This is a genomic window from Spirosoma aerophilum (assembly GCF_054782495.1).
On the sequence record NZ_BAAGSJ010000013.1, the window covers coordinates 1370884 to 1388619 of the forward strand.

Sequence of the window (17736 nt, forward strand, 5' to 3'; positions counted from 1 at the left end):
CCTCCGCTTCTGGCTCCTATTACTGACCATTGCTAACCTTCACTTTTGCGCCTTCCCTAATTTTTTGGGTTCCTTCCGTCACCACCACTTCGCCCTCTTTCAAGCCATCTTTCACGATTACCTTATCGTTAATACGAGCCCCTAACGTCACTTTTTTCTGCGTTACCTTACTGCTATCACCCACTACAAACACAAAGTATTCGCTCATCTGCTCCGTTACGGCCTGATAAGGAATCAGCAACTGAGGCTGCCCAGTACTGTTCTTCACCCGTACATTCGCGTTTATACCCACTTTTAACTCCTTATCCGGATTAGGGAAAGCAACGCGAACGCGCAGTGTTCCCGTTTGCGGATCGACGGCCCGGTCGACGATACGAACGGAACCCGGATACTTATAGATCGACCCATTTGGTAAGACTAACAACAGGGTTGAGTCGCGGGCAGCGTTTTTTTGACTCTGCAATCGAACGAAGCGCGGAATTTCAGACGCGTCGACCTGTAGATCAGCCGAAATCGGATTATCCGACGAGATGGTATTCAGGGGCGTTGAACCCGGTGCCACCGCGGCTCCCAGACGCACCTGCGAAATACCGATCGTGCCATCCAATGGGGCATAAATGGTGGTATACTTCAGATTTGTAGCCACCTGACGAATGGATGCCTGCGCGGCCTCCACCTGCATTCGGGTCGCTTCCAGAGATGCATTGGCATTATCGACCAGTTGCTTGGCGACGGCGTCCTGCTGCGCCAGCGTATTGTACCGGTCGGCATCTTTCTGCGCTCGGTTCAGGTTAGCTTTCTGGACGTTGAGGTTTGCTACCGCCTGATCGTAACCCGCCCGGTATTGCTGCGGATCAATCGAGTAAAGCTTCTGACCTTTTCGTACCTGCTGGCCATCCTGAAAGAATATCCCGGTAATGTTGCCCGCTACCTGTGGCTGAATTTCCACTTCAACCAAAGCCGTTACCGTGGCGGGAAACTCGTCATAATAGGTGGCATTGCCTTTTTCCGCCTTTATGGCCGAAACGGCGGTAGGCGGTGGCGGGGCCTGTTGCTGTTCATCCTTCTTACCACCGCAAGCGGAGAGCGAAAGGGCAATGACAGAACTTATAATTGACAGATTTATATATTGTTTCATAGTTTCTGAACACATATGTTATGCCTGGTCATCATCTTTCCGGATTCCCGACACAACCGAAAAAATTAGAATTGAATAGCTCCCAAGGCCTGTTGAACATCTAACTTACTGATCAACACCTGATACAAAGCGTTAAATACATTTAGCCGGGCCGTTCGAAGGTCGGCTTCAGCAATGGTCACATCGAGGTAGGTTTTTATACCCGAACGATATTGAAGATTAATAATTCGGTAGACATCCTCTGCCAGTAGCTGATTCTCACGCAGGGCAAGATAGTTTGCCAGATTACCTTTATAATTAGCCAACGCCTGGGCATATTCGGCATCGACAGCGCTAGTCAGAGCGGCTAAGTCCCAGTTTAATCGCTGCACTTGCAACTCGGCGATTTTCGTCTGCTGAATTCGTCGCCCTCCCTGAAATATGGGTAAGGAGAGGGACAGGCCGATCAATGAGTTGGGGAATGTCTGGTTGTAGAGTTGACCAAATGCGTTATTCTGATAGAGCAGGTTATAGTTTGCGTTGGCATTTACCGTTGGCAGATAGGCCCATCGGTTATACCGCACGTTTGCCTCCAGCAAGCGCCCCTGCGATTGCAGAAGCTGGTACTCGATGCGGCTTTGTGGGTTGGCCAGCAAGGTTGTATCCATTATAACTTCGTTGGCCAGCTGAAGCGTATCGTACGTTAAATTCAAATTCATGTTGGGCGGGTACCCCATGAGCTGCTTAAGGGTCTGCACTTTCGCCCCCACCAGATCCCGATACTGTTTTTGCTGGGCGCGTGAGTTGTTTAGGGCAATTCGGGCACGCTGGGGGTCCGTTCGGTCTACGATACCACCCTGGTACTGATTCGTGGCATCCTGCAAACTACGCTGCAGACGGGCAATGTCTTCACTCAAAATCTCCACCTGCCGCTGGGTCAAAATGACGTCATAAAACGCTTTACTGACATTGACAACGACGTCAATTTTGTTGCGAACCGTAGTCTGAGCAGCCTGAGCCCGGTAGGTATCCGCCGTTCGGCTTGCCAGGAGCAGGTCACGGCTAAAAATACTTTGCGACAACGAAAACGACGCCGTCGATGTGTTCTGAGCACCCAGGGCAACCGGTCGGCGCTCGCCGGTAGTGGCATCCGGAATGAGCGTTACGGGTAATTTGAGGTAGTGCAGCACATTGTACCCGGCTGCTATTTGCGGATACCAGGCTGCCAGTGAGCTTTGAACCGTTCGCTCCGCGATTTCCTGGTCAATGACTGACTGTCGAATAACGGGCTGATGCCCCAGGGCGTATTGTATACAATCGGGAAGGTAGGCCTGTCTGGCTAACGAATCGGTCGTTTTTTGCGCAAAAACCGTTCCCGTAAAGGCACTGAAAGCCCCAATCAAGAGGATAAACCAACAATTCTTCATAAAATAATGAGTGGCAATGATACACACCTGCAACAGATAGTCAACAGCGTGTACTATCCCACAACTGTTTCTAAATACCCTTTTGTTCGCTATCGATAATAAATTAATTAAGGATTTTTGACTACTTAAGTAAATTTCTTAATAACCCTTTCAACAATTAACTAGCTTGATGTAACTGATGTTCAGTTAGTTCTGCGAATATTGCAAAAGTCAGCGAATCAACATTCCGTTAGTTTACCTGAACACTCAACCATTTCAGCAATTGGTTTAGCATCTTCCCCGGAATTACTCCCCCATAGGCTCATTTCGGAACAACTCGCTGTCATGTTTGCCAAACCCAGTCAAAGGCCGTAATTTCGGGGCTTTACCAGTAGCGATTAAGCGACATGACTGAAGTAACCAAAGACGCTGACGAACCCAGCCATGGCGGTAGTTCGTTAAATTTTATTGAGCAAATTGTTGAAGAGGACCTGGCTTCCGGAAAAAATGGAGGTCGTATTCATACTCGATTTCCCCCCGAGCCAAATGGCTATCTGCATATTGGCCACGCCAAATCCATTTGCCTGAATTTTGGGTTAGCCGATAAATATGGCGGGCAGACGAACCTCCGCTTCGACGATACCAACCCCGTTACTGAAGACACGGAATATGTCGATTCCATTAAGAACGATGTACGCTGGCTCGGTTTTGAGTGGGAAAATGAGTTCTACGCGTCCGATTACTTTGATCAGATATACCAGTTCGCCGAAACCCTGGTTCAGAAAGGGCTGGCCTACGTAGATGACTCTACGGCAGAAGAGATAGCTGCCCAAAAAGGCACTCCAACCGAACCCGGCCGATTAAGCCCCTACCGGGACCGCTCTGTGGATGAGAACCTGGATTTGTTTCGGCGCATGAAAGCCGGTGAATACCCAGATGGCGCTAAAGTGCTGCGTGCCAAAGTAGACATGGCGTCGCCAAATATGCAGTTGCGCGACCCGATCATTTACCGCATCAAACATGCACATCACCACCGTACGGGCGACACCTGGTGCATCTACCCGATGTACGATTTTGCCCACGGGCAATCGGATGCCATTGAGCATATTACCCATTCGCTGTGTACGCTGGAGTTTGAAGTCCACCGGCCGCTGTACGAGTGGTTTATCGACAAACTGGAGATTTTCCCCTCCCGCCAGATTGAGTTTGCACGGCTTAATTTGACCTACACGGTCATGAGCAAACGTAAACTCAAGCGGCTGGTTGAAGAAGGCCACGTGAATGGTTGGGACGATCCACGGATGCCCACTATTGCGGGCATTCGTCGGCGCGGCTACACCCCCGCCAGCCTACGCGAATTTGCCGACCGGATTGGCATTGCTAAACGGGATAACCTGATTGATGTTGGGTTGCTGGAGTTTTGCCTGCGCGAAGAGTTAAATAAAACCACCCACCGCGTAATGGCGGTACTCGACGAAAAACCACTCAAACTCGTCCTGACCAATTACGAGGTGGGCCGTGAGGAGATCATGTCCATCGAAAACAATCCCGAAGATCCATCGGCGGGTGAGCGCTCCGTGCCGTTCAGCCGAGAGGTATTCATCGAGCGGGACGATTTTCTGGAAAATCCGCCGAAGAAATTTTTCCGACTATTTCCCGGTGGCATGGTTCGCCTGAAAGGTGCTTACATTATCAAGTGCGATGAAGTTGTAAAAGATAACGCGGGCGAAATTATTGAGCTGCGGTGTTCGTACATTCCCGAAAGCCGGAGCGGTTCCGATACGTCGGGTATCAACGTGAAAGGCACCATTCACTGGGTATCGGTCCCTCACGCCGTTGAAGCCGAAGTGCGATTGTACGACCGGCTCTTCTCTGTAGAGAACCCTGCCGCCGATGATCGGGATTTCAAAGAGTTACTCAACCCGAACTCGCTGGAGATTGTGCGTGCCTTTGTTGAGCCAGCGCTGGTTGAAGCCGCTCGCTCGGGTGAGCAGACCAATTTTCAATTTATGCGAAAAGGCTACTTCATCCTCGATTCCGATTCCACCGCCGATCGGCCCGTTTTTAACCGGACCGTTACGCTGAAAGACGCCTGGGCGAAGGAACAAAAGAAGGGGTAACGATAGGACGAAAAGCTAATTTATTAGCAGAGAGTGTAAGGGTTTGTTCGCAAGTGCATCTCAAAGGGCAGAGCGAACAAGGTCTTACACTCTTTTTATTGTCTTCTCATGACCCTGACCTTAGTTCCCCCCAAACAGGCACCTGGGCGTTCACAAGCCCTGGACGTTCTTGACTTTTACCTAACTACTAAACGAACGGTTGATCATTTCCCACAGGCGGCACTGCCCGAACAAGCCAAACTCACAAAGAGCTCGGAACGAATTTTCCAGCCCTGTTCGGTCTTGCTCCACATGGATAAATACGTCCCCGTTATCGTTTGTATACCATCCGGGCGTTTGAACCGACCAGTCCAGTGGCCATGCTCTGCCGCAAGAGGGGCTATTGTGCTTACCTGAATGCTATCTGTGAACCGGACGTATCCTAGAAAAGTCGGGTCTTTAAACTGAATAGCTACCGATGCCAGCACTGAATCACGCCCCGATACGTGAGATCCACTACCCCTTGTGACCTCAATGGATGGCAACATAGTTTGGCCAAACCCGCTCAGATCGTGAGCCAGTATAGCTTTATTTGACTCGGCTCGTAACGTTCGTATCGAAGCTTCATCGGAAGTCTGAGCAGAGACTGAATTGCTTAGGAGAAGAATAAGGCAACTAGCCCTACTGAAAATAAGAAACAATCTTTTCACAACAGTTCGAAGGAGCAAATATGAATGCAGTTGTCAGCCAGTTAAAGGGTAAGTCTGATCTCACATACTTCAATTTAAACGTCAATTTAGCGGCCAGACCTGTACACTCATCTCTAAACATCACCGAAACGGGTGCTCAGTAACCAAGGTTAAATCGATTAATCTATTCATTTAATAATTATAAAAAACCTCAGGTTCTTATTTAGCAAGCACTCGTACTCCTGTATTTTAACATACAGTCTGATACGCATATACGTTAATTAATGGCCTGGACTGGTTGGGAAGGTAGCACCAATAGTAGGCCCTTTGTATTTTGCAAAAACAGGCAACCACAGTAATTATTTATTCACCAAATCTTAAAGAATCAAATATCCTTTCAATATCATATATTTATCTAAAAATCTTCTTAAACCAAATGAACCTTAACCGTAGAAATTTTCTCCGGCAGCTCGGCTTCGGTGCTGCTGGTCTAACCATAGCGTCCTCGCTCCCGGAATCGGCATGGTCGTTTCCCGGCAAAACCGGTAAGCTACCTCGTAGTCTGCCGGAAACACAAGGGGTGGCCCCCAGTGGCTTACTCGATTTTGTCAACACCATCGAAGCCAAAAAATTGAATGTTCACAGTGTCATGGTGCTTCGACACGGACAGGTAGTTGCCGAAGGCTGGTGGGCACCTTATGCACCCCAGCTCAAGCACACGCTTTACTCCCTGAGTAAGAGTTTCACATCGTCGGCGGTTGGGATAGCCGTAGCTGAAAAGCGGTTGTCGGTCGACGATAAGGTTGTCTCTTTCTTCCCCAAAGATCTACCCGCAACCATCAGCGAAAATTTGGCGTCTATGCGGGTGAAGGATCTGTTGACTATGTCCACGGGGCATGATAAGGATACTACCCCTGCTTTGCGGGAAGGCTCGAATACAAACTGGATTAAGGCCTTTTTAGCGCAGCCTGTCGAGCATAAACCAGGCACATTCTTCGTTTACAACAGCGGGGCTACCTATATGCTTTCCGCCATTGTGCAGAAACTTACCGGGCAACCCGTGGTCGAATACCTGAAACCACGCCTGTTCGGCCCATTGGGTATCGAAGGGGAGGATTGGGAAGTGGACCCGAATGGCATCAATACCGGCGGCTGGGGTCTTCGGCTACGGACTGAAGATATCGCCAAATTCGGACAGCTATACCTGCAAAAAGGCATCTGGAACGGCAAACGACTCATCTCTGAAAGCTGGATTGCCGATGCCACCCGGGCAGAAGTCCAATCAAAAGGGGGAAAAGGCGATGCCAGCGTCAACGACTGGATTCAGGGCTACGGCTACCAGTTCTGGCGGTGCCGCCATGATGCTTACCGGGGTGATGGCGCTTTTGGCCAGTACTGCATCGTGCTACCGAAAGAAGACGCCGTCATTGCCATAACGTCCGAAACGGGAAATATGCAGGCTGTTCTCGATGCCGTTTGGGATCATATCTTACCCGCCATTCAGGGCACGGGCTTGCCAGCCGAAAAAATCAAGCAGGCGGCTTTAACCCAAAAACTTGCGTCCCTGACGCTGCCCCCCGCCACATCTCAAACGAGTACATCAGTAGCCAGTCAGATTAGCGGGAAGACTTTTTCTGTTGCCGATAACGCATCCCACGTTAAGGATGTCTCCCTTACGTTTGGCAAAGATGGCTGCATCTTTAAACTGAAAGATGATCAGGGTGAGCACCAGGTACTGTGCGGCATGGGTCGCTGGCGGGAAGGCACAACAACCTTTTCAGTTGCCCCCCTCTCCCTTACACCAACGGTGGTACCGGGCGGTAACATCAGGAAAGTGGCAGGTAGTGGTGGATGGCTGGACGCCAATACCTTCGAGATGATCTGGCGCTTTACCGAAACAGCGCATTACGACACAGTCACCTGCAAATTTGGCAAGGATGGCGTTGATGTGGCCTTTAAAAGCAGTCTGAGTATCATTAACAACACCAAAGATAAACGGCCAGTACTGGAAGGGAAAATTGTTGCCTAACGCTATTCGTATTGATCTAATTAAAAAAGAAAGGGTTGTCAAACGCCATAATTTTGAGATATGGCGTTTGACAACCCTTTCTTTTTTACACGTTACCTGATGGAAGAATCCCTATAGCAACGCATCCAACCGGATTGGCAGATCCCGCACCCGACGTCCCGTGGCGTGGAAAATAGCATTGGCGATAGCGGCTGGCATGCCCACGATACCTATTTCACCCAGGCCTTTTACACCGAGTGGATTGACAATATCATCGTGTTCCTCAACAAAAATAACATCGAGGTCATGAATATCGGCGTTGACGGCGACATGATACTCAGCCAGATTATGGTTCATGAACCGACCGAAATTATGGTCCATTACACTTTCTTCCTCCAGCGCTTTGCTGAGCCCCCAAACCATACCGCCTAATATTTGACTTCGGGCAGTTTTCGGGTTGATGATTCGGCCGGCGGCCACGGCAGTTACAGCCCTTGTTACCTTCACCGTTCCCAGATCTTCGTCGACCATCACTTCCACAAACACAGCGGAGTGGGTAGCCCGAGCGAAATTTTTCTGCTTCAGCATGTTTGGCAACGCACCCGACGTTTCACGAACGGCTTTCCCTCCATTTTGATCCACCAGTGTTTGCAGTGGAATAGCCACCATTGGGTCGTTCTTCAACTGCAATTGCTTATTGGCAAACGTGACATCCTCCCACTTGGCCCCTTTGAATGGCGAGTCAGGCATTTTTTTTGCCAGTTTCAGGAGCGATTTTCCCACTTCCTCACAAGCCGCCTTCACCGCCGAGCCAATCGTTGCAGCCGTCCAGGAGCCCCCTGAAATAGGCGCAACCGGCATATCGGTGTCCCCCAACTTAAACATCACATCGCTTACCGGCATCCCCAGGCAGTCGGCAGCTACCTGCGTCATGATCGTGTACGTTCCCGTCCCAATATCGGCGGTAGCACTGCTCACGCGCAGTTTTCCATTGACCATCAGTACGGCTTCTGCCCGGGCGGGCATCTGGTTGGCCTCCCACATACCGGTGGCCATCCCCCACCCGATCAGGTTATGGTCTTTCTTCATGGAACGTGGTTCCGGATTTCGGCTACCCCAGCCGAATCGTTCAGCGGCCTGACGGTAGCACTCCCGCAACTCTTTGCTGGAATACGGTATGTTCAGGTTATGATCCTGGTCGGTGTAGTTTTTAAGCCGAAACTGCAAAGGATCCATACCCAGATCATAGGCCATTTCGTCCATGGCTATTTCCAGAGCCGACATGCCCGTTACGCCACCCGGTGCGCGCATATCCAATGGTGTGTACACATCGAGCGGCACCAGTTTATAGTCCAGCTTAACATTAACAGGTGGGTAAAGCTGTCCGCCCCAGTTCACGACGACTTCGGTATAGTCTTCAAACTGAGATGTTTCACTCATGGCATCGTGGTAAAGCGCGTTCATTGTCCCGTCCGGCAGCGAGCCCAGGGCAACATTCTGCACCGTTGCCGGGCGATGACCAAACGTAAACATCTGTTGGCGAGTCAACGACACCCGCACCGATCGCTTCAATTCCCGAGCTGCCAAAACAGCCATGAACAACTGATATTGAGGCCGTAGACCTGATCCGAACCCTCCACCCATATAGGGTGAAAGCACACGAACATCTTTGAAGGGAATGTTGAAGATCTGCGTAACGTAGAGAATACTGTTGGTTACGCCCTGCGTTTTGTCATAAATAGTCAGTTTGCCATTCTTCTCATAGGAGACTGTCGTGGCAAAAATCTCCATCGGATTATGGTGTTCAGCCGAGTGTACGTATCGACCCGCTATCTTGTTTGGGTCTTCTTCATAGACTTTATCAAAGTCACCTCTTGGTTTTGGCGGTGGTGGTTTGAGCAGATCGGCCACGCCATGTTTCGGCTTCCTTGCCCGATGCGAATTGGCCTCCAGATCAGTCACGGGTGTTTCTTCGTCATACTCCACCTCGACCAACGTTGCCGCATAGCGGGCTACTTCAAACGTTTCGGCTACGACCAGTGCGATAGGCTGGCCACTGAATTTGATTGTTGCGTTATGCAAGGGCCGAAAGGGTGAACCGGGCGGGGCATCCTGATCTTTATAGCTCATATCAAACCAGGCTAATTTAGGCCGGTTCTCATGCGTAAAGACCTCCAGGACACCGTCGAGGCTCAGGGCAACGCTCGTGTCGATTCGCTTAATTTTTCCTTTGGCAATAGCACTGGACACGACAACACCATACGCTAAATCAGGTACGTTGAACTCAGCGGCATATTTAGCCTTGCCGGTTACTTTATCGACGCCATCGACCCGATTGATGGGCTGTCCAATTGATTTGGTGATTAGTGGTGCGCTCATTCGGTTGGTTCGAGTTTAGCGGCCTGTCCCAACGCCCGTACAATGGCGCGCTTAGCCAGTTCTATTTTAAATGCATTATGTTCATAGCCCTGAGCACCAGCCAGCAGGATCTCAGCAGCTGCCTGGAAGTTCTCCTTCGTGGCAGATTTACCGACAAGTGCTGTTTCGGCTTCGGGTTTGCGCCACGGTTTGTGGGCCACGCCACCAAGGGCAATGCGGGCTGTCGTGATCGTGTCGCCGTCCATTTCCAGACCAACGGCTACCGAAACCAAGGCAAAGGCATAGGATGCCCGGTCGCGGAGTTTTAGATAGGCGTGGTATTCCGGAAATCCTTTGGCAGGTAAATCAATGGAAGTAATGAGTTCGTCGGGCTCAAGTGTATTGTCAAGTTCCGGACGGTCGCCGGGCAGTCGATGAAAATCGGCAAAGCGAATGGTTCGCTCGCCGTTAGGCCCTTTCACCTGTACCTCTGCTTCGAGTGCCGCCAGGGCAACGCACATATCGGAGGGATGCGTAGCAATGCAGGACGGTTCACCGTTGTGGCTCCGATCAGTGGCCCCCAAAATGGCATGAATCCGGTTGTACCCGTTAATGGCCGAACACCCGGAACCCGGCTCGCGCTTGTTACAGGGTGTTGCGGTATCATAAAAGTAATAGCAACGGGTCCGTTGCAGCAGATTACCGCCATCGGTGGCCATATTCCGCAACTGGGGCGAGGCACCAGCCAGAATAGCCTGCGACAATAACGGGTAACGCTCAATAACCTGCTCATTATAAGCCGTATCAGCATTTTTCGCCAGCGCACCCAGCCGCAAACCGCCATTTACCGTATCGGAAATATCGGCTAACGGAAGGCGTGTTATATCGATCAGGTGTGATGGGTGTTCCACATTCTCCTTCATCAGGTCGATGAGGTTTGTGCCACCCGCAATAAATTTGGCAGTCCGTTCGGAGGCCCGCTCCTGCACAGCCGTATCGACCGTATCGGTTCGGAAGTAGGTGAAGCTGTTCATGCGTTTTTCTGGTTCATGACGTCCTCAATCGCATCCACAATATTTGTGTAAGCCCCACACCGGCAGATATTTCCGCTCATCAATTCCCGAATGTCGGCTGTTGTTTTTGCTTTCCCTTCATTCATCAGCCCTACTGCCGAACAAATCTGCCCCGGAGTGCAATAGCCACACTGAAAGGCATCATGTTCAATAAAAGCCTTTTGTAAGGGGTGCAACTGGTCAGAACCTGCATTTTCCCGACTGGCGATTCCTTCGATCGTGGTGATTTCGGCACCTTCCTGCATAATAGCCAGCGACAGGCAGGAGTTTATGCGTTTGTTGTTAACCAGTACAGTACAAGCTCCGCACTGACCATGATCACAGCCCTTTTTGGTGCCGGTTAAGTCCATGTACTCCCGCAACGCATCGAGCAGGGTTGTCCAGGGAGCTATCTGTAACTCAGTCTCTTTACCATTTACCATCAGCTTCACCGACTGGACAGGTGGCAGAGAAGGTGGCCGCTTCTCCAGCGGGTACGATTCTACAGCAGTGTTCATAACAGTTTGAGTAAGTCTATGTATATAGTCGGAACACCTATTCAGGCTGGTTGTTTTAAAAATCTAACCGAATGGGAAAAGCGTCTTCATTCATATAATAAGGGATATATGAAGCTCAATTGCTAACAACTGGACCGTTATCTGGTTAATTCGTTACGTATATAGATAGTACAAATAGCACCTGGAGAAATCTGTAGCTGTAGGCCAATAAACAACGTAACGATTATGACTGCCAAGACCGTCAAACTGTTCTTTTCAAACTTTTGGATCGTCATTAAAGATGCTTTCAGTGGTTTTCTGGCCGACCGGTGTTTGAAACTAAGCGCAGCTCTGGCTTATTACACGGTTTTTTCACTGGCACCGCTGTTAGTTCTGATTATTTCGGTCGTAAGTATCTTCCTGGGCCCGGATGCCATTCAGGGACAAATATTTTCTCAGATCAATGGGTTGGTTGGTAACGAAGCTGCCAAACAAATTCAGGACATGATCAAAAGTGTTAGTCTGTCGGGGAAAACAAACACTGCCCTGGCAGTGGGCATTATCACCCTGATCATTGGCGCGACCAGTATTTTCGTGGAGATTCAGGATTCGGTAAACCTGATCTGGCGGGTAAAAGCCAAACCCAAGCGTGGCTGGGTAAAATTATTGAAAGACCGGCTGCTCTCCTCGTCACTGGTTGTCAGTCTGGGATTTCTGTTGCTCGTATCCCTTATTATCAACGGGCTGGTGCTGGCGATGAGCGATTTTCTGACCCGTTATATTCCGGGTATTGGTGTCTATTTAATCAGCGCTTTTAACTTTTTGATCAGTACATCGGTAGTAGGCGTATTATTTGCCATTATTTTTAAGGTGCTTCCCGACGCGAAAATCTCCTGGAAAGATGTTCGGGGGGGTGCCTTGTTTACGGCAATTTTATTTACGCTGGGGCGCTATCTGATCGGTATTTATGTAGAAACAACCAGCACCAGTTCAACCTACGGAGCCGCCGGGTCACTGATCGTCATTCTGACCTGGATTTATTACACCGCAGCCATCCTGTATTTTGGCGCCGAATTTACCCAAGCTTACGCCAATCATTTCGGTATCAAAATAGAGCCCGCCGATTACGCCGTTTATGTTGAACAAACCGAGCGCGAACGGGATGTAGCTGTCATACCGATTGAAAAGAAGGTGGCAGAAAGCAAAAAGTAAATGCCCCTACCCTTTCTTTAGGTCTAAAACGACGTGTTTAATGCGCTGACGCTTCCAGGTATAAGTTATATGCACGAGGCCATCGGCAGACTGAATAACCGCCGGATAGGAGTATTCGCCCGGTTCGTTTTCGAGAACGGCCAGGGTCTTCCAGCTTTTTCCATCAGTGGAGATCGCTACGTCGAGGGGGGTACGCGGCCCGCCGAACTTACCCGGTGTGGGTGGCACGGGGTTATACACCAGGATCTGCCGACCATCTTTCAGCGTAACGGCGTCGGTACCGGAATTTGGATTTGGCAGAGACGTTTTCTGTAAAGGCGACCAGGTTTTACCACCATCTTTCGACCAGGTTTCGGCGATGTACCCGCTTTTCTGACTCCGGCATAGGGCCTGCAATTGACCGCCGGGATGGAACAGAATACTCGGCTGAATGGCTCCGTCCTGAACACCCTCATTAATAGCCTCCGTCCGCTGCCAGGTTTTTCCCCAGTCGCTGGTTTGCTCGAAATGTACCCGCCAGTTGTGGTCTTCTGAGCTGGTAGGACACAACAAAACACCCGAAGGCAGCAAGACCGGCTTGTTCTTGATCGGTCCAACAATTCCATCCGGCAATCGCTCGGCCTCCGACCAGGACTTGCCGCCATCTTTTGATCGTTTTAACAATCCCCACCAGGTTGAGGGACTCGGACCGACTTTATAAAACAGAATCAATTCACCCTTCGGTACCTGAAAAAGAACTGGGTTCCAGCAAGGCAACCGTTTCCCATCCGGCTGCACGCCCGTTGCCACCTCGACGGGTGCAGTCCAACCCGTTGGGGTTCGATGGCTTACCCAAATTCCAACGTCGGGATGGCGCTCGCGGGTTCCGCCAAACCAGGCAGCCATCAATCCATTGGGTGTTTCAGCAATGGTGGACGCATGGCACTCCGGGAACGGAGCTTGTTCATAAATGAATTCGCTTTTCTGAATGGCTGAATTAGTTGTCTGGGCCAGCAGATTCGGGAGATAAACGAAAAGGAACGCGGTGAGGCAGAGGGCGGATGGCTTCATATCAGTAAAATACGGTACACGCTAAAAATTACTCACAAAACACCCACTTTCAGGTTAGTAGTTTTCAGTTTATCCGGCCCCTCTTTCACTTCATGAGCATCTTTTTCCGGTTGATTAATCTCCCGGTGGGTGAATCGTCTCACCCGGTATAGCTTTGTTCCATCAGTCTGCCAGGGCACAAGCAGCCACTTTCATAAAGCGATCATGACCGTGAAGGCTAACTAAATTTTAAACACCACAATTTATCGTTTCACACTTCCTCTTTTAACCCATATGAAATCTGGTAAACAACTGTCTGCATTGACTTTAGTCATGGCCGGGTTTGGTCTGATGGCTGCCCGCACCAGCGATATTATGTCCGATCTTCATATCGAAGCACCCAAGCTCCAGCAGGACATAATTTTGAATTTAAAGGAACCCCGCTGGTTTTTCTTTAATCCAACGGCGTCGATGCGTCAGCTTGCCAAACGCGTTCCGGAATCCTCGCGAGCCACAACGGTAGCTGCTTTGGGTCATTCGGTGCGGACTTTTGTGGAATCGTCGGCATTCAGGCAAGCCTGGCTACAGGATGTTCGCTATAGATATCCCTATGACGATACCTATAGCGAGGAGAAACAAGCGCAAAAGGCCCGGGATGGTCAGGCGACTAAAGCAGCTATGAATCAGCAACTGGCAGCCATGGATCAGGCTTTCGCTCAAATGGACCCGACAATGCTCCAGATGGCGATGCGGTCACAAATTGCCCAACAGGAACAACAACTGGCCTCTGAAACGGGCAGTGAGAAAGCCAGACTGACCCAGCAAATAGCCGCTCTGAAAAAAATAGTCGCTCTGCCACCTGCCGAGAGCAAAAAACAATACCTGGCCTATTTGAAGCAACAGGCAAACGGCGAACTAAACAAATCGGTTGACGAGGAAGTCGACCCGGAGAAACTGGCCCAGTACCGCCGTCAACGAGCTGATTTCGACGCCCATGCGGATTTCAAACCTTTATTAAAACAGCGGTTAAAAGACTTCATCACCCTAACGGAAACGATCGACTTTCAGGCTAGACTCGTGCCGATGGGCTACAAACAGGAGTTTGCCAATCCAGTATACCAGCGCAAACCCGCCGAATGGAAGTTCTTATATCGACTTGGAAAGGAGCCGGTTATGGAAGCGCGCTCCTTTGCCCAGAAATGGCTTGTCGATCTGAACTAAAGCGAATCAATCCTGATGAAACACCCGCTCCAGTGAACTGGTCACCGGTGAATTATCCGGGTTCGTTTCCATCAGATCGGCCATATACGCCCACCATTTCTTCATAATGGGTAAGCCGGGCAAAGCATCCACCGTATGCCCGGGAACACGTTTCTGAACAGCAAACAGAGTACCCGTTGACCGATCGAGGTAGATGGAGTAATCACGAATGCCCGCTTCGATGAGCGTTGCCGTTAGTTCCGGCCAGATCTCATCATGACGGCGTTGGTACTCAGCCTCAACACCGGGCTTCAGCTTCATGGTAAAGGCTATTTCTTCCATATACAGTTAAGAGGAACACCGATTGTACAGATTGTACGGATATATTAGGAATGAAAAATCAGTTTCATTCCTAATATATCCGTACAATCTGTGTGCTTATTTCATTTTATATAACTCAGTCCCGGCCAGCAGAAAACAGCCCAAACCATAATCCTCAAAATCCGGCTTACTATCGTAGGTGACCGGCTGACCATCTTTAGGTTCTTTACCCGTTCCCTGCACATAGCCTAAAAACCCGTTTGAATGCAGTGACTCGGTGGCCATCGCATTCCAGGCTTTCGCAATGACGGGTTTATACGTTTTACTACTCAGGAGGCCGTGGTTGATGCCCCAGGCTATACCGTAAACGAACAAAGCCGTCCCGGTGAGTTCTTTTCCACCGAAATGCGTAGGATCGTGCAGACTCACGTTCCAGTAGCCATCCGGGCGCTGCAAAGGCAGCAGGGCTTTCATCATCTCAAGGTACGTTTTTTCATACTCGGCCCGATGGGGTGCATCGGTGGGCATGATATCCAATACCCGAACCAGAGCCGCCACCACCCAGCCATTTCCCCGCGACCAGTAACAATCTTTACCGTTCGGTTCTTTGTACGGTGGCACAAAATCCTTATCACGCCACCACAAACCATCTTTCGGGTTATATAGCCCATTGCCGCCATGTTTGGTCTTCGAGTACAGATAAATCTGGTACATCTTCTCGAAATAAGCCTGATCTTTCTCCAGAACACCCAGTTGGGCAAACACCGGCATGGCCATCTGAAGCGCATCGACCCAGCTCCAATCATCAACTTTGTCACTGGCGACCATCGCATCGATCGACGCTTTTATATCTCGAATACGATCAGGCTGGCGGTCAATTCGATACAGGTCAATGTAAGTCTGGCCACAGCACTGGTCATCGGCATTACGCGTTTTACTGCCACTCCGCAGAGACCATTGATGTTTGGTACCCCAATCAACAGCATAATCATAATACGGCTTCTTTTTATCAATACCGTAAAGCGCCATCAGGCCCTCATAGTAGACAGCCCGTGTCCAGATGTTGCTGGGCCGTGTTTTATTCGTCACGATCTCTTTGCCGGGATCGGGCCAGGATTGCATAAAATACGCATTTGCCACCGTCATACTTGCCAAGATTTCCTTTTTAGGCGGGAGCTTCTGTGCGTGTATGGTTAGCGTTCCTGCCAAAAGCAAAAGCCAAAGGGTACCACCCAACTTATTCGTTGTCATTCGCATTCCAGTAAGTTTGACGGATCAGGCAATCACCAACGATGTGTATTTTTTTAGTTCAACACAATCGCCGGGTAGCGGATGGGTATTCCAGTGCTGGTGTATGGCCAATGCAGCCCCCAGGGCCGACGCCTGGGCCACAGATGCGGCATAGACTTCAATATCTGGGAAAGCTCTGGCCAGGAGACTCATATAAATGGGATTTTTACCAAAGCCCCCATCCACGAAAATCCGTTTTACCTCAGCCCGATTGGGCGTCGTATCAGTCAGAACCAGATTGGTTGAAATCAGTTGCTGAGCCACAATGTCGAGTATCAGCTGATGATAGGCCTCATCATAGCTGGCGAAATCCGACAGGGCACGCTGAGCGAACAATGACCCCTGCATCGACAGTAACTGCTTTCCTTTCGCATCGTCGCCGGTAGTGACCTGAACCGCGTTCAACCGCAATGACTCAATCAGCGCGGGGTTGTATTTTACCTGGATGTATTGATCGACAGGTAACTGAAAATGGTCTGCCAGTCGCTTCACCTGCTGCTCATGTTCGTAGCCAGCAAACAGGCGCGACGCTTTAACCGGCTGGCCCCTGTAATGCATGAAGTTCAGGCAATCATATTGTAACTCTTCAGCGGTGAGGGGACTGCTGTTAAATGGATTCATGCTGACGCACCAGGTACCGGTTGAGATCAGCACAAACGGCTCATGGAAGGACGCCAAATAGGGAATCAAAGCCGCTGAGCTATCGTGCAGACCCACGCCAACCTGAACTGTCGTATCATTGATGGTCACCTGACGGACAGAATCAGACGGAACGATCGGCGCTAACCGCGTGTCCAGCTTTTCCTCAAGCACCCATGTGTGATACCCCTGCCGATCGAAATCCCAAAGCATGGTGTGGCAACCAATGCTGGTCAGTTCCGAAACCGGCCACTGACTAATCAACGAACTTACGTATTGAGGTAAATGGAGGGCAAAGGCGAGGTTCGCAAAAACAGCAGGCTGCTCATGCTTAAAGCGATATAGCTGAAGCCCAGAGTTTAAACTTCTCAGGGATGGCGAAGCCGTTTCCCGGGTAATGGATGATTCCGCACCGTAGGTAGCAAAAAACTGGCTTAACAACGCTTCCGGGTAGATTTTCAGATAGTTATACAGATGACTGAGGGGCTTCAGAGTTTGATCAACAAACACCATACTCGCCCCATACGTCGAGAAATTAACCGCTTTAACCGAGAAGTCAGGCAAGCGCATCACTTCGTCCAGAGACGACAACACCCAGTTTGTCAGTCGTTCCAGGTCTTCACATAACTCACCATCCTCGTCCGTAATTTCGACGAACTGCTCCGACTTTTCCCAAACGATCTGGTAGTGTTCATCGAAGAGAAACAGTTTTTTGTTAGTCTTGCCGATATCGAAGATGGCAATCGTGGGAGTTATCATAGAAAAAAGAGTGAAAGAATGAAAGAGCGAAAGAGTGGTTCAGTGGGTAGGTTCGCAATA

Annotated in this window: 14 protein-coding genes; 4 read left to right on the top strand and 10 right to left on the bottom strand. The window is 50.0% G+C overall.

Features of this window, described 5'->3' with window-relative positions; translation table 11 throughout:
• Positions 1-19: 19 nt before the first annotated feature.
• Both ACYVK4_RS17110 and ACYVK4_RS17115 read right to left on the bottom strand, forming a co-directional pair.
• Positions 20-1138: an efflux RND transporter periplasmic adaptor subunit gene (locus ACYVK4_RS17110; protein WP_461128737.1), complete on the bottom strand. Its 1119-nt coding sequence runs from the start codon at positions 1136-1138 to the stop codon at positions 20-22.
• Between the two features lie 65 nt (positions 1139-1203).
• Positions 1204-2544 (bottom strand): TolC family protein, encoded by a 1341-nt coding sequence (locus ACYVK4_RS17115; protein ID WP_461128738.1) that lies wholly within the window; start codon positions 2542-2544, stop codon positions 1204-1206.
• Between the two features lie 386 nt (positions 2545-2930).
• On the opposite strand from ACYVK4_RS17115, the gene ACYVK4_RS17120 reads away from it, so the two are divergent.
• Positions 2931-4643 carry a glutamine--tRNA ligase/YqeY domain fusion protein gene (locus tag ACYVK4_RS17120; RefSeq protein ID WP_461128739.1) on the top strand — a complete coding sequence of 571 codons (1713 nt, stop codon included), beginning with the start codon at positions 2931-2933 and terminating at the stop codon, positions 4641-4643.
• 203 nt (positions 4644-4846) lie between these two features.
• On the opposite strand, the gene ACYVK4_RS17125 is transcribed toward ACYVK4_RS17120, so the two are convergent.
• On the bottom strand, positions 4847-5332 hold the full coding sequence (locus tag ACYVK4_RS17125) for a YybH family protein (RefSeq protein WP_461128740.1): 486 nt from the start codon (positions 5330-5332) through the stop codon (positions 4847-4849).
• A gap of 415 nt (positions 5333-5747) precedes the next feature.
• Here ACYVK4_RS17125 and ACYVK4_RS17130 point away from each other — a divergent pair, with 415 nt between their 5' ends.
• Positions 5748-7340, top strand: a complete 1593-nt coding sequence (locus tag ACYVK4_RS17130; RefSeq protein WP_461128741.1) for a serine hydrolase domain-containing protein — start codon at positions 5748-5750, stop codon at positions 7338-7340.
• Positions 7341-7451: 111 nt separating this feature from the next.
• Here ACYVK4_RS17130 and ACYVK4_RS17135 read toward each other — a convergent pair whose 3' ends face one another.
• The 3 genes from ACYVK4_RS17135 to ACYVK4_RS17145 are packed head-to-tail and all read right to left on the bottom strand — an operon-like array spanning position 7452 to position 11247.
• On the bottom strand, positions 7452-9698 hold the full coding sequence (locus ACYVK4_RS17135; protein ID WP_461128742.1) for a xanthine dehydrogenase family protein molybdopterin-binding subunit: 2247 nt from the start codon (positions 9696-9698) through the stop codon (positions 7452-7454).
• Positions 9695-10711, bottom strand: a complete 1017-nt coding sequence (locus ACYVK4_RS17140) for an FAD binding domain-containing protein (RefSeq protein WP_461128743.1) — start codon at positions 10709-10711, stop codon at positions 9695-9697. The genes ACYVK4_RS17135 and ACYVK4_RS17140 overlap by 4 nt, the downstream gene beginning before the upstream one ends.
• The gene (locus ACYVK4_RS17145; RefSeq protein WP_461128744.1) at positions 10708-11247 is read right to left on the bottom strand and encodes a (2Fe-2S)-binding protein; all 540 of its coding nucleotides are present in this window, start codon (positions 11245-11247) and stop codon (positions 10708-10710) included. The genes ACYVK4_RS17140 and ACYVK4_RS17145 overlap by 4 nt, the downstream gene beginning before the upstream one ends.
• 225 nt (positions 11248-11472) lie before the next feature.
• On the opposite strand from ACYVK4_RS17145, the gene ACYVK4_RS17150 reads away from it, so the two are divergent.
• Complete coding sequence (locus ACYVK4_RS17150; protein WP_461128745.1) at positions 11473-12438, top strand: YihY/virulence factor BrkB family protein; 966 nt, start codon at positions 11473-11475, stop codon at positions 12436-12438.
• A 6-nt stretch (positions 12439-12444) separates the two neighbouring features.
• Here the strand turns inward: ACYVK4_RS17150 and ACYVK4_RS17155 are convergent, their stop codons facing one another.
• Entirely contained in the window at positions 12445-13488 is a 1044-nt protein-coding gene (locus ACYVK4_RS17155; RefSeq protein WP_461128746.1) for a sialidase family protein, read from the bottom strand.
• 273 nt (positions 13489-13761) lie between these two features.
• Here ACYVK4_RS17155 and ACYVK4_RS17160 point away from each other — a divergent pair, with 273 nt between their 5' ends.
• Positions 13762-14688, top strand: a complete 927-nt coding sequence (locus ACYVK4_RS17160) for a hypothetical protein (protein ID WP_461128747.1) — start codon at positions 13762-13764, stop codon at positions 14686-14688.
• 6 nt (positions 14689-14694) lie between these two features.
• On the opposite strand, the gene rhaM is transcribed toward ACYVK4_RS17160, so the two are convergent.
• The 3 genes from rhaM to ACYVK4_RS17175 form a co-directional block, all read right to left on the bottom strand.
• Positions 14695-15009, bottom strand: coding sequence for an L-rhamnose mutarotase (gene rhaM, locus ACYVK4_RS17165; RefSeq protein ID WP_461128748.1), 315 nt, complete (start codon positions 15007-15009; stop codon positions 14695-14697).
• Between the two features lie 96 nt (positions 15010-15105).
• The gene (locus tag ACYVK4_RS17170; RefSeq protein ID WP_461128749.1) at positions 15106-16239 is read right to left on the bottom strand and encodes a glycoside hydrolase family 88/105 protein; all 1134 of its coding nucleotides are present in this window, start codon (positions 16237-16239) and stop codon (positions 15106-15108) included.
• Positions 16240-16263: 24 nt separating this feature from the next.
• A complete protein-coding gene (locus ACYVK4_RS17175) occupies positions 16264-17676 on the bottom strand; it encodes an FGGY-family carbohydrate kinase (RefSeq protein ID WP_461128750.1) in 1413 nt (470 codons plus the stop codon).
• Between the last annotated feature and the right edge of the window lie 60 nt (positions 17677-17736).

Coding starts and splice junctions, on each gene's coding strand:
- ACYVK4_RS17150 (WP_461128745.1), top strand. CDS start 11,473: ATGACTGCCAAGACCGTCAAACTGTTCTTTTCAAACTTTTGGATCGTC.
- ACYVK4_RS17170 (WP_461128749.1), bottom strand. CDS start 16,239: ATGACAACGAATAAGTTGGGTGGTACCCTTTGGCTTTTGCTTTTGGCA.
- ACYVK4_RS17175 (WP_461128750.1), bottom strand. CDS start 17,676: ATGATAACTCCCACGATTGCCATCTTCGATATCGGCAAGACTAACAAA.
- ACYVK4_RS17145 (WP_461128744.1), bottom strand. CDS start 11,247: ATGAACACTGCTGTAGAATCGTACCCGCTGGAGAAGCGGCCACCTTCT.
- ACYVK4_RS17115 (WP_461128738.1), bottom strand. CDS start 2,544: ATGAAGAATTGTTGGTTTATCCTCTTGATTGGGGCTTTCAGTGCCTTT.
- ACYVK4_RS17120 (WP_461128739.1), top strand. CDS start 2,931: ATGACTGAAGTAACCAAAGACGCTGACGAACCCAGCCATGGCGGTAGT.
- ACYVK4_RS17140 (WP_461128743.1), bottom strand. CDS start 10,711: ATGAACAGCTTCACCTACTTCCGAACCGATACGGTCGATACGGCTGTG.
- ACYVK4_RS17135 (WP_461128742.1), bottom strand. CDS start 9,698: ATGAGCGCACCACTAATCACCAAATCAATTGGACAGCCCATCAATCGG.
- ACYVK4_RS17110 (WP_461128737.1), bottom strand. CDS start 1,138: ATGAAACAATATATAAATCTGTCAATTATAAGTTCTGTCATTGCCCTT.
- rhaM (WP_461128748.1), bottom strand. CDS start 15,009: ATGGAAGAAATAGCCTTTACCATGAAGCTGAAGCCCGGTGTTGAGGCT.
- ACYVK4_RS17130 (WP_461128741.1), top strand. CDS start 5,748: ATGAACCTTAACCGTAGAAATTTTCTCCGGCAGCTCGGCTTCGGTGCT.
- ACYVK4_RS17160 (WP_461128747.1), top strand. CDS start 13,762: ATGAAATCTGGTAAACAACTGTCTGCATTGACTTTAGTCATGGCCGGG.
- ACYVK4_RS17155 (WP_461128746.1), bottom strand. CDS start 13,488: ATGAAGCCATCCGCCCTCTGCCTCACCGCGTTCCTTTTCGTTTATCTC.